This is a genomic window from Rubinisphaera margarita, assembly GCF_022267515.1.
GTDB lineage: Bacteria > Planctomycetota > Planctomycetia > Planctomycetales > Planctomycetaceae > Rubinisphaera > Rubinisphaera margarita.
In genome coordinates, this window is record NZ_JAKFGB010000009.1 from 585,043 (window position 1) to 598,325 (window position 13,283).

Sequence of the window (13,283 nt, forward strand, 5' to 3'; positions counted from 1 at the left end):
TACGTGAGCAAAACGCTGGTGTGAGTATCCGAGTATCAATCGCGGGGGCCTCATGGTCAATCCAGCGCCGGACAATTCCCCGATCAAAGGCAGGGACACGATGAATCGAGCTCCCGGGAAGCGTCGTCAATCGCAGGGTTCGGCCAGACGCGGAAATGACAAACCTGCGGGACGCTCAGAAAACGCGAAGTCGAGTGTGCACTGTCACGTGAGACGCTGACATGGGCGAACCTGGCCTCGGGATCGAAACAAAGCCCGGGGACGAAGCGGTGGGGCTCATCATACGTTCTGAGGAATCCGCGCGGCGGGGGCCTTATTCGGCCGCGAGAACAGGATTCTCTTCCACTTATTCACCTGGCCCAGGTACTGCATGACGGAGACCGTGCACCTGGCTCTTTCCGAGAGCGACAGGGGAGCTCGGCGAACCGCCGACAGATAGCCTTTGAGGAGTACGAGACGATCCGAGGGAATGCGGCTGGACGTCTTTCCGTGAACGAAGTGGGCTCGTTCCTGAGGTGTTTCGATCTGGGCCGATGCTCCGCGGTGAATTCTCTTATAGAACAGGACGTCTGGGATCTCGGCGAACCGGGCGTGCAATGCGAGTTCAGCCATCAGAACTTTTTCTGGGCCGTAGCACTGTGGAAACAGGCCCGTTCGGCTGAGAATTTCGGTACGAATCAAACCGTAAGAATCGGAGCACCACGTCGTTCCGAGAATGACAGAGTGAAAGCGATTACAGGCGGCTCGGTCGGCGCGCGTGTAGCCTGGTTTGACGAGGCCCGTTTCCAGCAGACTGTGAGAGGAATGACCGGCGAGAATGGCAGGATCTTCTTCCGGGGCGATGACCGTGCCTGCTTCGTCGATATGCAGAACGCGGCACTGGCACCAGCCGACGTCAGGCTCAGAATCCAGCAGTTGAACGCACTGTTCCAGCCACCGCTCATCGTAAACATCGTCGTGGCCGATCCACTTGAAGTACTCCCCCTGGGCGTAGTCGACAAGCAGATTGTGGTTTCGAACGGCTCCCACATTCTCTGGTTGCCTGATGTAACGGATACGCTCATCTTTTTCCTGCCAGGATCGGCAGAGGCGTTCCGTTTCGTCCGTTGAGGCGTTATCCGAGATGATCAACTCGAAATCTTCGAACGTCTGCGACAGCATGGACTGCAGGCACTCATCGAGATAATTGGCCGCATTGTAAACAGGCAGGCCGATGCTCACTCTTGGCTTTGTCATTGGAAGTCTTCCATTCATTGGGGCCGTATCAGATCGAACGCGTCGCCGGCTAGGGGCAGACCGCGTGGCCGGCTGCTTCTGGACTCGGTCGTCGCGCGTCGCGATTCGCCAGAGCCTTTTCGTAAATGTCGATTAACGCCTGGTAACTGACTTCGGGAACGTATCGCTGTTCGAACTCGATGCGGGCAGCTGCCCCCATTCGCACGCGAGTTTCGTCTGCTCGGGAAAGCTTTTCGACACACGCCGCGAGTTCATCGGCGTTGCCTGGGGCGAACAGCCATCCGGTTTTGTTCTCTGTCACGAGTTCTTCCATCGCTCCAAGTCGGGATGCGATGACTGGAGTTCCGGTCGCGAACGCTTCCATCGTGGTTCGGCCAAAGGTTTCGTACCAGATGGACGGCATGATCAGGAAACCGGCTTCCTGGATTTTCTGGCACGTCTCCTGAAACGGAAGTTGCCCATGCACCTTGATCAGCGGTTGGCGTTCTGCGGCTGCGCGGACAAGTTCCATCAGCGGGCCATCGCCCACGATGTGAAGTTCAACGGGAGACGAAAGCTTCTCCCAGGCATTCAGCAGAGTTTCGATTCCTTTTTCGGGCGACAGTCGGCCGACAAAGATCGCGTGATTCGTTTTGTTGTGACCGACTCCCGGATCAGGGTAGGCCATATTCGGTTTGATCGAGATCTTTTCGGCGGGGATTCCGCTTTCGATGAATTTGTTTCGTGCGAACTCTGTCAGCGTGAGGAAGTGGTCGACTGTCTCCGTCCATGTTCCGCGGAGTCTGTGAAAGGCGTTGAGGCCGGCGATGGCCAGCGTCGCTGCTCGACTTCCCTGATAACAGCCGTGTTTCACGGCAGCCAGTTGCAGCCGTTTGCCGACGCACTTCTCACAAACTTTTCCATCCCGCATCAACACAGCGGCCGGACAGATCAGGCGGTAGTTTCGCAGCGACTGCACAACGGCAATCGATTCCTCGTGAGCCGCATGGAGGATTGATGGCGAAAGCAACGGAAACGAATTGGTGCAGTGCATTAAGTCCGGCTGGTGGGACCGGATCATCTCCCGCACTTCGGCATGGGCTTCCCGATTCCAGATGGTCTTTCGAGCCTGCGTGAGCCGGGACGCATCCGTCAGCTCGTCATTTCGACGGGAGTACGTGATGACTTCGTGTCCGTTGGATTCGAGCAGCCACTGCTCGTCTTCAAAGGCCTGATCTTCGCCCCCTCGCTGTCGGTAGTACGTGTGACAGAGCAGAACTCTCATGATCTCCCCTTTGCTCCCGCGAGACGACGGAGCTGGAATTCGCTGCCGAGCCCGATCCCAAGTAATGTGAAGAACACGACCGTCTCAGGTTGAACGGGACCGAGAATCGAATCGCTCGTAAGCGACCATCCCAGATACCAGCAACCAACCGTCGTCATCAGCAGGGCCATCGGGCGAGTAGCCGACGCTCGCCATAGGGTCCAGTTCGTTTTGCCGTATGTGGTGAGCAGTCCGATCACGAACAGTAGAGCTCCGATGACCCCGGTCGTCGCCAGGGCCTGAAGCCAGATGTTGTGAGCGGGGAAATTGCCTTCGCGATACCAGACTTCGATCTCTCCGGTTGAGGAGGTCATGAAATACCCGTGGCCAATCCAGGGAGACTCCAGAAATGAGGACCAGACCGTTGTCCAAAGCTCATTTCGCCCGGAAAGCTCCCTGAGCTGGTCCAGGGACTGGCCTCGCATCAGAAATTCTTCAACGCCTTCTCCACCGGAACCAACAAGCCTTAAACCAGGATCGACGGTGAGGTAAAGAACGAACACGCCGCAAAGCAGCATCAGCCCGCTGGACCAGATCTTTCTGTTCGTTGCGACGAACACCAGGCCGGCGCTTAACAGAAAGGTGAGAGCCAGGCTCGTTCGGTTGGCGGCGAACACCAGCACGGCGGCGTAGACGCAGAGACCGGGAACAAACAAAAGTCTGGCCCACAGCCAACGCCATTTCAGCCGCGCCACCAGAAGAATCAGGATGCCGAGTGAGGCTGTCGCGGCTCCATTTGTCGCATGCAGCAATCCTTCTCCAACCCGTTGCAAACTCCCACTGGCGGGAACGGCGATCCGCAAGACGAGAAGCATCGCGCAGATGAACAACAGCGACAGCGAGACAAACGACAGAATGAACGAGGTGTCCCGTTCATCCTTCCAGAGCATGGCGATTGCCAGACTCATTAACAGGAGAATTGCCAGACTGCCCGACTGTCCCAGCGAGATCGTTCTCAACGGAGACCACATCGTCGAAACGACGGCCCAGCCGATGAAAAGAATGAGCCAGCACGAACGAGCGGTCGCGAAGTGGAGTGACGGCCGGCATCGTTGCCAGGTCAGGAGTCCCAGAAACAGCAGCCCGCAGACGGCTCGCCCCGCGACCTTGCACTTCGCAATCCAGTCGACGTCATTCCCACTTTCCCGTTCCACGAGGGAAAAGGTCAGCAGCATCATGATGAGCCCGCAGAGGAGCGGGACGATCAGGAGTTCGCGTGACGACGTCCGGAGATGTGGTGCTCGGTCCGCGTGATAGACAACGACTGCCATTACAGAGTCTCCTCCTCTGAAGGATCCGCCGAGATCGCGAGTAAAGCGTGCCAGCGAGCCCATGAAGTCGCTGAGCTTCCTGCGAGAAGTGCCAGCGCGGCGCCGGTGATCTGCAGAGAGTGGATGAGTGGAACGGCGAGAATCAGCATCACCACCAGGCCCAGGCAGCTTGATCGAAGATTGACGTGAGGATGATCCAACGCTCGAAGTGCATGGTTCGCCGTGTCTCCGATGACTTCAGCCAGGAGCGCAAAGCTGGCGATGATCAGCGCACCGACGCCTGAAGCGTAACTGGGCGATCCGTAGATGAGTTCGAGCAGATCCTGGCCAAAGATCGCGATCACACAGCAGAAGACGCCCACGAGTGCGCCGAGTCCACAGGTCGCCTGAAAGATCATGCGACGCAGACTGGCGATCCCACCTTGATCGAACGCCCGAGCCGCGTGGGGAGCCATCAGGTTATTCGCAGCGAGGAGGACAGGATTCAGCAGCGCGACAATCGTCATGCAGGCTGCGAAGATCCCGGTTCCTTCCAGGCCGACCTGAAAGAGCAGAATCCAACTGAGCGAATGCCAGGTCAACAGTTCCGCCACCTGACTTCCAAGGTTCCATCGACCGAAGTTCCAGTGACGCCGGGCCACGGCTGCCAGCATCGAGGTTCGCGGGGTCAGGCGCGATCGACGACGGTAGAAGTACAGCCCCGAGGCGATTGCTGTTCCGAGAGACGTAGCAATCACGGCGGTATAAGCATCGAGCATGCCGTTCAAAACCAGCAGGAGAATCCCCGTCAATTGCACGCAGGCGACGATGGTGTCGGTGATCACGGCGTCTCGCAGATTCAGCGCGGCAAAGCCGAGTTGGCGAACCAGCTCTCTGGCCAGCAACGCAGGAAGACAGATCGCAAGCAGCGCGAGCATTGTTCCGTTCAACTGAGCGGGCCCCACCAGAGCGGCGATGCCGGCTCCTCCTGTCACGACCAGCGACATCGACAGAGCGAGCAACCAGAAGAGTGCCAGAACGGTGCGCGGGTAATCGGGATCGGCGTTCTCGCTCGATCGATTACTGAAGATCGAGAATGGGCCCATCACGAGCGACTGCTGAATACCAAGGGCCAGAAGAAACAGCGACATGAGCAGCGAATAGTTCGCCAGTTCCTCAACGCCACAGAATCGGCCGATGGCAATCGTTGTCGCAAACCGGCTTCCACTGACGACGATCTGATCGATCAGCGACAGTGAGCCGTTTGTCAGAATCAGCTTCGATGTGATCGACGTCGACCGAGCACGCGGAGCTGGCGGAGTAGCGACCGGACACATGGATTAATACCACGCTTCATTGAGCATGGCTGTCGCCCGGTGGACCCTGGTGGCAGGATCGTCATCGGTCGGGCTGTGTGTCGTCTGGCGAGAATAGGTCTGCTCCGGGTCCGTCACTGGAACTCGCGGCGAGCCCGGATTCCGATTGTCGGTCAGCAACACGGTCGATACAGCCAGCCCGCCCGAGAACAGGAAGCCGATGATCAACACGAGAGCCTTTTTAGGGCTGGCCGCTTTCAGAATCAGAGAAGGCCGTTGAACCACGTTGACGTTGGAGATGCCACTGTCGGCCATAGCCGCTTCGATTCGAGTCTCTTCGGTTCGCTCGGCATAATTGGACAGTTTCTGACGCAGCAGTTCGACGGTCTGTTCGAGAGTGATCATTTCACTCTCCTGGCTGTTCAGATCTGCCAGCTGGGTGCGGACCTGAACCAGAGACTCATCCAGGGAACTGATTCGGGCTCTCAGAGAGACCGCGTTCGACTCCTCGTACAGGAGTTTGACGTTCATTTCCTGCCACGCGGGATTGACGGCATTTGTTACCTGACTGGGCTCTTCCAGAGTGGACTGAAGCACCCGCTTCGCCTCATCGCGACGTCTGCGCACAGCGATCACGGCCGGATGACTCTCGGTGAAGCGAGCGAGCAATTCACCTTCCCGAATGGTCAGCATGCTCAATTCCCGACGCAGGGTCCCGGTCGCGTCATCGGGTAAACCGGTCACCGATTCGGCGATGCGGCGTTCGGGGAGCTTATCGATCGCAATCCGAAGCGATTTCAGCATTGCTTCGGAAGCCTTGAGCGATGTGACAGCCGTGAGCCGTTCCTGTTCCAGCTGGCTGATCTGAGTCTGAATCGAATCCCGTCGCGTATAGATCGAGACGGTTCCGAGTTTCTCCCGAAAGGCTCTCAACTTTTCCGAAGCCGCCAGGTACTGTTCCCGAATCTCGGCGGTCTGGCCTTCGAAGAATTCGAACGATCCATTCGTGCGGTGAGCGGTAAACTGCTGTTGCTGGAAGAGATCGACATACTCGGTCAGGATGGCCTGAGCGAGCTGCGGCGAGTCCGCGAAACACTCCACGGTGATGACGCTCGACTCTTTTTCGCGGTCCTGCTCAATATCGCCAATCAGCGACTTGATCGCTTTCTCTTTGCGAAGCGAGGCTCCTTCATCGGATTGCGCGAGTGTCGCTGGCTGCTTGCGTCGCTGCTGCCACTCCTCGTAGTCGAATGGTCGGTCCCCCAGAATGACGTCGACGCCGATGCGATCAGCGACCTGGTCGAACAGTCCGCGGGTTTTGAGAAGATCCATGACGGATGCAATCTCGCTTTCCCGAGTCTGATGCAACTGGACAGTCTGTCCCGTTGTAGCCGTCGGATCGACAGCCAGGCTTTCCCGTCCGACGCGCACGAAGAGTTTCGCGTCGGATCGATAAGCCCTGGGACAGATCAGAAGGCCGAGCGTAATTAACGCCATGGCGAAGATGAAAATGGACAGAGCCTGAAACCGCCGCCGCCATAACGTCGCGCCCATTTTGCGGACAACGACGACGGGGTCCAGTTCGACATACTCGGATTGATTGGGAAGCTGCATGGATCGATCACTCGCGCTGCGTGGGAATTGCTTTCCGTGTGCAGAGAGCGTGCGGCGACCATTCGTGAAGGTATTGCACCATCGCTAATAGGCCACTGCTGGATAGCGTCTGCAATCAACCATAGTTCACGATGTTGCGTCCCGTCGCAGATTCGCGCTGACTTTTTGCAACATTCAGTCAGCAATCATCAGTGAACCGCCTCAAGCGGATTGGCGTTATCCGAAGAGCCGGCAGAGCCTGTTCCGCGCCGCCCGGCTGCCATTGCCTCCTGATAGTCTCGAATCTGACGGATCGAATGGAGGCGAACCGGCTCGGATTCGTAACAGAAGTGCTGGAACCACTCGACAGTCCGTCCGATCGCTTCTCGGACATCCCAGGAGGGCTTCCAGCCCAGTTCTCGCATCGCCTTGTCGATCGAGAGATGCAGCAGAGTGGCTTCGTGAACTTGCCCCGGGGTGCTGCCATCGACCCAGCTCCCACTTCCCCATCGGGAGATGAACTCCTCGGTCACTTCCTGGACGGAGAGTTCATTACCCGACAGAGGCCCGATATTGTAGCCCGTGCAGAAGCGGCCATCAGGCGCCTGATAAGCTTTCGAGACCAGTGTCAGATAACCACTCAAAGCCTGGAGAACGTGCTGCCAGGGACGATAGGCCGAAGGGTTCCGAAGTTCGACAGCGCGTCCTTCAATCAGGGAGTGAACCAGATCGACGATCAGCGCGTTGGCCGTCCAGTCGCCCCCGCCAATGACGTTACCCGCCCGGGCACTGGTCAGCTTGACCCCGTGCTCTGCGATGCGCGACGGATGAAAGAACGAGTGTCGATAAGAGCGGATCGCGATCTCCGCGGCTCCTTTGCTGCCGCCGTAAGGGTCATGATCACCAAACGCGTCGGTCTCGCGGTAACCCCAAATCTGCTCACGATTCTCGTAGCACTTGTCGCTCGTGACGCAAAGAACCGTGACGGGCTTGTTCAAACGACGCACACACTCCAGGACACTGATCGTGCCCATGACGTTGATATCGAATGTCTCTCTAGGACTGAGGTAGCCAGTCTTCACGACGGTTTGAGCCGCCAAATGCAGGATAATGTCCGGATCGCAGGCCTGCATCGCCGCGAACATCCGTTCTTCGTCGCGGATGTCTCCAATGTGATGGCCATCAAGATCCTGGCGGACCGAAGCCACCTCGAAGTGGCTGGGATTGGTTGGAGGTTCCCACGAATATCCCGTCACGCTGGCTCCCAGTTCCTTGAGCCAGAGCGCCAACCAGGATCCTTTGAATCCGGTATGGCCTGTCACAAAGATGCGTTTGCCGGCGTAGATTCCGTCGAATGGTTCTGACATGGGTCGTTGCAATCCGTTCAAGAGAAATATGTGAAGGGCCGGTTCAGGAAACGAAGCTCTTGATCCGACGTAGAAATGGCAGTGAGTGCTGTTTCAGGAAGCCGTTGGAGTGCACCATCTGTCGCATCCGAAACCACCCGCTTCTGATCACCCGGGACGTCATCCTCAAATCGACCGCCCCGACAGCAAGTGGCACCGAAGCATTGCTCAGGCTCAGCTTCAGCTGGTTCTCCCCGCGCCCCAGTTCGATCTCGGCGATCCCGCGGTCCGCGGCTGAGCGAATCAACTCAGCGTAGAGAACTTGTCCTGGCGAGTACTGACTGAACTCCGGAGCAAACGTCGGTATCCATGAGACGAGACGATTCCCGGTGCGGAGTCCGAAATGGACCGCGAGGCACTGTCCCCCGGCTCTCAGGACGGAAAGTTCCGGGTGGAAGGTCTCGCCGTGAGTTTGAGAGACTTCACGCAGCAGCGAGTGCATCCAGGGGCGAACAAACGGATTGGAACCCGACCGTCGGTCCAGATGCACCCGTTTCCAGTCAACCAGATTTGTCACGGCTTCTTCTGATTCTTCGTGAACGTGGAAGGTGACGGGTCCAAGTTCTCGTTCGAGCTTTCGCGATTTGCGAAGGGCCTGCGAGAGGACCGAAGACTTCCGCTCACGCAGTTCCGCAGCATAGTTCTCAAACCCTGCGGACAGACGCACCAGATAACTGGGGTCCTGGTAAGCGTGATGGCGCCGGAACATCCCCTGTGACACCGGGAGATGATCAAAGTGCCAGACGAGCAGTCCACATTTCCGAAGCAGTTCCTCGGCTGAGAGATCCAGAGCATCGGTTGCGATCAGCCCGTGGTAATCGGTCAGTTCAGGAAGAACCGGGTGGCCGACGCCCGCCGAAGTTGTCTGATAAGGAAAGAAGCCGACGTAGTCGCTTCCATTCTGAATGACCGCCACCCGGGTCTCAGGTCGATGCTTTCCGACAGCCTGAACGAACTCTGGCTGCAGAAACGGATGCGACGTGACCTCGTTCAGACTGGCGATTTCCCGCCAGGCCGCGACGTCACGGTTCGACAATTCCCCGGTGCATTTAATCTGTAAAGAGTTCATTGTTTCACTCCACTCAGGCGACCAGCACTTCACAGGTCATCTGCATATCGGCAACCTGTCGGCGAATCTCTTCCAGATACAGCGAGTTCGAGATAATGATGACGGCCGGTGGTGAGGAGACGAGTTCCTGCGGCGCCACAATCGGCTGTCCGGTACCAGGCACAAATTTTCCCTGTTTGTCCGGGTTGATATCCACGACCCGGCTGACAACACCTTTCGTCGGCAACGTGTTGAGGAAGCTGATGCCCTTGCCGGCCGCTCCCCAGAAAACCACGTCGGTGTTCTGCGCTCTCCACTCGCCCATCCGTTGCCGCCAGTGGTTGAGCTTCTCCTCGTGGGCAGTGGTACACTCCACAATCGTTGACTGAGGCTGCGACTCGCTCGAGTCGACATTCGACTTCATGTCAGGAGTTTCGACGCCCGTCGATGCTTCGACGTAGAGGTATTGATCGCCCTGATAATCGGCACCGGAATCTCGCAATTCGAAGCCAGATTGCAGAAAAGCGGCTCGGAGGGATTCCAGCGAAAAATAGTTGCACTGTTCGTAATGCGGGCTCCAGGTTTCCTGGCGCTGAAATGCCTGGTAGGCGTTGAACACTTCGAAGTAACAGACGATGCCCGAGCGACCGAGATTCCTTCGCACTGTCTGCAGGAATTCTCGGGGATGGGCTATGTGCTCCAGCGCGGAAAGGCAGCACGCGAAATCAACCTCCAGAGATGACTGCGCCGCGCCATAGTATTCTCTGATCAGTTCAATCGTTCCAAAGTCATAGGCCCGCTTCCCTTCATAGGGTGCGGTTGGATCGACTCCAATTCCTGAATTGCCGCCGATCTGACAGAGCTGCTTGAGGAACCAGGCATCGCCGCAGCCAACTTCCAGGATGGTCTTGTTTCGCAGTTCGTAACGGTCCGCGAGTCGGTTAACCACTCTTTCGATGTAGGCGCGGAACACCGGCGAGTGATGCAACGCCACTTCGTAACCGGGAGAATAAAACACCTTGGCCGGATCGAACGTGCGATTGAAGGTGAAGGTGCAGTTCGAGCAATGGGCCAGAACGATGTCTCCCGTGGGAGCATCGAGGGCCGCTTCCGGCGAGTCATAGAACATGCCGACGTGGACCGGGACTCCCCGCGATTCGAAGATATCGACCACGGCAGAGGACCCGCAGACCTGGCATGTCGCTGCGGAATGGGTGCCTTCGGAACCTCGTTCCCTCACTTTGACTGCTGGCGCGCTCATCGCTCTCCACCTTCCGTTGCAAGCTTCCGCTGTCCCAGTTCGAACCGAATGACGTTCGAACTCAGACGCAGCTTCGCCAGAAGTGCATAAATGAATAGACACATCCCGCACATCTCCATGCCCTCCTCCACGGCAATTGCCAACGCCATCGGGAGTGAGGTCTCGCCCCAGGTATCGGTAATGATCCCTTCGATCATCTCGACACCGATTGCTCCTCCGACGAACAGTCCGCCGGCAAGGAAGAACAGGTTTCTCGTACGCCGATCCAGATTCCGCAGAAACGGAATTAGAACCGCGGCGACAGCCACCGTGAATCCGGCTCCCGCCAGAATCCACGGATAGCGAAGGATGCCCTGCGCGGGGACGACCCGTTCCAGAACACTGTTGGCCATCTCGTGGAGCATCACAGATTCGTCGATCGCGAACATCGCGAACACGAAGGAAAGGAGCCACCAGGATCCGGCAAATCGCTCGCCCTTCGCTCGAGCGCGGAGAGCGAGAAGAACCAGCAGTCCCGAGGCGACGGCGTGTAACAGGCTGGAATACAGTTGCGGCAGACTCGGCTCGTGTCCAAGATCGAGCCGGGACAGAGCCCTGGCCAACGGCGGAGACTCGATACCGGGAGTTCCGAAGTCGGGTGCGATCTGATAGATCGCGATGCGTGTGCACGTTCCGACCACGGCCAGAAGCAGACTGATCGCGGCGAGCACGAGCGCGACTTTCAGAGGATCGACGCGAACCACGGTCGGCCCGGTTCCCGGAACTGAATGCGAACCGGATCGAACCGGCGATTCTCCGAGAAGGTCGACTCCAGGCTGTTGTTCAGCTGTTGTTACGATCGCCATGGGTTCGAACTCGTTCTGCTTGAGTACAGGCTGGTCAGGTGCGCTCCCCTCTGGTGAGCGCACCGCGAGAAGTGTCGTCGGACGTTAGGAAATCACCGAGGCTTCGCGGCTCTTGCGATATTCGGCCTGCACCCATTCAAACGTCTCACGCATGCCTTCTCTGAGAGTCACCTGCGGTGCCCATCCCAGCAGTTCCTGAATGCGTGTGTTGTCGCTGTTGCGGCCGTTGACTCCTTTGGGAGCGTCGAGCAGATGCTGCTTCTGAACAGTGATCCCGGCGATGTCTGCCACGAGATCTACCAGACCGTTGATCGTGGTCAACTCGTCTGATCCCAGGTTGATCGGCTCTTCGATATCGCTGTGCATGATGCGATCGATTCCATACACGCAGTCGTCGATATACATGAAGCTGCGAGTCTGTTCTCCAGTCCCCCACACTTCAATATCGTGATCGCCGGAATCGATTGCCGCGGCAATCTTGCGACAGACAGCGGCCGGTGCTTTCTCACGACCACCATCCCAGGTCCCGTGCGGGCCATAAACGTTGTGGAACCGGGCGACCCGTGTTTGGATGCCGAAGTCTTCCCGGAAGTGGCGGCACATCCGTTCTGAGAACAGCTTCTCCCAGCCGTAACCGTCTTCCGGCATGGCGGGGTAGGCATCTTCTTCGCGAAGAGGAATGACGTCGGCAGAGGTTTGCTTGTCGGCGTTGTAGACACAGGCCGAACTGGCGTAGAAGTATCGGGCGACGCCGGCGTCCTTGCATTCCATCAACAGATGCGTGTTGATGAGTACCGAGAGCATGCAAAGGGCTTTGTTGTTTTCGATGAAGCCCATCCCGCCCATGTCGGCGGCCAGGTTGTAAACCTCAGTGGCGCCACGCACGGCCATGCGACAATTCGTTCGATCCTGAAGGTCGAGCACAACATTCTCAGCAACTTCCGACACCTGATACCACTCGTCGAATGGTTTGATATCGACAGCGCGAATGTTGACGTGGCCTTGTTCAAGAAAGTAGTTGACGAGATGGCCACCAATGAATCCACCTGCACCGGCGATGACGATCAGATCGTTGTCCATGGACGTTCTCCTGCAAAAAGGGACTTCAATAAGCTGGTTCAATGACAGTTGTTACTGAGCGCGGATGTTGTTCGGCGGTTCTTCAGGATCTGTCGCACGTTGCACAACTGCTTGAAGATGAGCCAGACATAATGAGAATTCGTAACGAGATACCTCTTCCACAGACGCTTCGGCTCGCAACAGAGGCGGAAGACCCATTCCAGGCCTCGATCCTGCATCCATCGTGGAGCTTTCGGCTTTGCCCCGGCGTGGAAATCGAAGGCGGCTCCCACGCAAAGCTGTACGGGCAGCAGCGTCTTTCGATGCTCGAACGCGAAGATATCCTGTTTCGGACAGCCCAGTCCGATCAGCAGGATGCCCGCCCCGCTTTGGTTGATGCGTTCAACCACTTCGGCGTCTTCGGCTTCAGTTAGCGGACGGAAGGGAGGAGATTCCGCTCCAGCGATCTCCAGATCCGGGAACTGCTCAAGTAGATTTGTTTGGAGTGTTTCAATGACTGCGGGGCTGCCGCCGTAGAGGTAGATCGGAATCTGTTCCTCGGCTGCGGCCTGGCAAACCCGCAGCGTCAGTTCGGGACCGTAGACGCGGTCTTTCAATCCGGCCCCGTGAAGCAGGTTCAATCCCCACCGGACAGGCTGACCGTCGGGAGTGACCATGTCGAAGTGATTGATCAGGGGGCGCAGCTGTGGACTGGCACCAAAGGTCACAATCGCGTGGACCGCGTGGCAGGAAACGAGCCCGCCCCGTCTTACCTTCGCTGCCTGAACGATCGCTTCTGTGGCTTCCGTGTAACAGGTGATGCTGACAGGCACGCCGCAGAGGTCGACCTGCCGCGGCCACTTCGCGCCGGACTCGTCCTGTTCGAAGTGGGCGTCGAGTTCGGCAGCGATCGAGACTGTCTCGCAGGAGCCGCCGGGAACCGGGATTGCACTGGCCATGGGGGAA

11 protein-coding genes are annotated in these 13,283 nt (G+C 57.8%); all 11 read right to left on the reverse strand.

Going from position 1 to position 13,283, the window contains the following annotated elements; genetic code table 11:
* Nucleotides 1-279: 279 nt before the first annotated feature.
* The 11 genes from L1A08_RS05605 to L1A08_RS05655 all read right to left on the reverse strand — a co-directional run bounded on the left by L1A08_RS05605 (nucleotide 280) and on the right by L1A08_RS05655 (nucleotide 13,276).
* Complete coding sequence (locus tag L1A08_RS05605; RefSeq protein ID WP_238755159.1) at nucleotides 280-1,236, reverse strand: glycosyltransferase family 2 protein; 957 nt, start codon at nucleotides 1,234-1,236, stop codon at nucleotides 280-282.
* A gap of 49 nt (nucleotides 1,237-1,285) precedes the next feature.
* Nucleotides 1,286-2,500, reverse strand: coding sequence for a glycosyltransferase (locus L1A08_RS05610; protein WP_238755161.1), 1,215 nt, complete (start codon nucleotides 2,498-2,500; stop codon nucleotides 1,286-1,288).
* Nucleotides 2,497-3,810 (reverse strand): O-antigen ligase family protein, encoded by a 1,314-nt coding sequence (locus L1A08_RS05615; protein WP_238755164.1) that lies wholly within the window; start codon nucleotides 3,808-3,810, stop codon nucleotides 2,497-2,499. Before L1A08_RS05615 ends, L1A08_RS05610 begins: the two co-directional genes overlap by 4 nt.
* A complete protein-coding gene (locus tag L1A08_RS05620) occupies nucleotides 3,810-5,126 on the reverse strand; it encodes a lipopolysaccharide biosynthesis protein (protein ID WP_238755166.1) in 1,317 nt (438 codons plus the stop codon). Before L1A08_RS05620 ends, L1A08_RS05615 begins: the two co-directional genes overlap by 1 nt.
* Before the next feature lie 3 nt (nucleotides 5,127-5,129).
* Nucleotides 5,130-6,719: a GumC family protein gene (locus tag L1A08_RS05625; protein WP_238755168.1), complete on the reverse strand. Its 1,590-nt coding sequence runs from the start codon at nucleotides 6,717-6,719 to the stop codon at nucleotides 5,130-5,132.
* A 188-nt stretch (nucleotides 6,720-6,907) separates the two neighbouring features.
* Nucleotides 6,908-8,065, reverse strand: coding sequence for a CDP-glucose 4,6-dehydratase (gene rfbG, locus L1A08_RS05630; protein WP_238755170.1), 1,158 nt, complete (start codon nucleotides 8,063-8,065; stop codon nucleotides 6,908-6,910).
* A 43-nt stretch (nucleotides 8,066-8,108) separates the two neighbouring features.
* Nucleotides 8,109-9,173: a GNAT family N-acetyltransferase gene (locus L1A08_RS05635; RefSeq protein WP_238755172.1), complete on the reverse strand. Its 1,065-nt coding sequence runs from the start codon at nucleotides 9,171-9,173 to the stop codon at nucleotides 8,109-8,111.
* 13 nt (nucleotides 9,174-9,186) lie between these two features.
* Nucleotides 9,187-10,413, reverse strand: a complete 1,227-nt coding sequence (locus tag L1A08_RS05640) for a class I SAM-dependent methyltransferase (protein WP_238755174.1) — start codon at nucleotides 10,411-10,413, stop codon at nucleotides 9,187-9,189.
* A complete protein-coding gene (locus L1A08_RS05645) occupies nucleotides 10,410-11,258 on the reverse strand; it encodes a hypothetical protein (protein ID WP_238755176.1) in 849 nt (282 codons plus the stop codon). The genes L1A08_RS05640 and L1A08_RS05645 overlap by 4 nt, the downstream gene beginning before the upstream one ends.
* An 84-nt stretch (nucleotides 11,259-11,342) precedes the next feature.
* Nucleotides 11,343-12,338, reverse strand: a complete 996-nt coding sequence (locus L1A08_RS05650; RefSeq protein ID WP_238755178.1) for an NAD-dependent epimerase/dehydratase family protein — start codon at nucleotides 12,336-12,338, stop codon at nucleotides 11,343-11,345.
* 38 nt (nucleotides 12,339-12,376) lie between these two features.
* Complete coding sequence (locus L1A08_RS05655) at nucleotides 12,377-13,276, reverse strand: WecB/TagA/CpsF family glycosyltransferase (RefSeq protein ID WP_238755181.1); 900 nt, start codon at nucleotides 13,274-13,276, stop codon at nucleotides 12,377-12,379.
* Nucleotides 13,277-13,283 lie beyond the last annotated feature (7 nt).

Coding starts and splice junctions, on each gene's coding strand:
- L1A08_RS05655 (WP_238755181.1), bottom strand. CDS start 13,276: ATGGCCAGTGCAATCCCGGTTCCCGGCGGCTCCTGCGAGACAGTCTCG.
- L1A08_RS05650 (WP_238755178.1), bottom strand. CDS start 12,338: ATGGACAACGATCTGATCGTCATCGCCGGTGCAGGTGGATTCATTGGT.
- L1A08_RS05610 (WP_238755161.1), bottom strand. CDS start 2,500: ATGAGAGTTCTGCTCTGTCACACGTACTACCGACAGCGAGGGGGCGAA.
- L1A08_RS05635 (WP_238755172.1), bottom strand. CDS start 9,173: ATGAACTCTTTACAGATTAAATGCACCGGGGAATTGTCGAACCGTGAC.
- L1A08_RS05620 (WP_238755166.1), bottom strand. CDS start 5,126: ATGTGTCCGGTCGCTACTCCGCCAGCTCCGCGTGCTCGGTCGACGTCG.
- L1A08_RS05640 (WP_238755174.1), bottom strand. CDS start 10,413: ATGAGCGCGCCAGCAGTCAAAGTGAGGGAACGAGGTTCCGAAGGCACC.
- rfbG (WP_238755170.1), bottom strand. CDS start 8,065: ATGTCAGAACCATTCGACGGAATCTACGCCGGCAAACGCATCTTTGTG.
- L1A08_RS05645 (WP_238755176.1), bottom strand. CDS start 11,258: ATGGCGATCGTAACAACAGCTGAACAACAGCCTGGAGTCGACCTTCTC.
- L1A08_RS05615 (WP_238755164.1), bottom strand. CDS start 3,810: ATGGCAGTCGTTGTCTATCACGCGGACCGAGCACCACATCTCCGGACG.
- L1A08_RS05605 (WP_238755159.1), bottom strand. CDS start 1,236: ATGACAAAGCCAAGAGTGAGCATCGGCCTGCCTGTTTACAATGCGGCC.
- L1A08_RS05625 (WP_238755168.1), bottom strand. CDS start 6,719: ATGCAGCTTCCCAATCAATCCGAGTATGTCGAACTGGACCCCGTCGTC.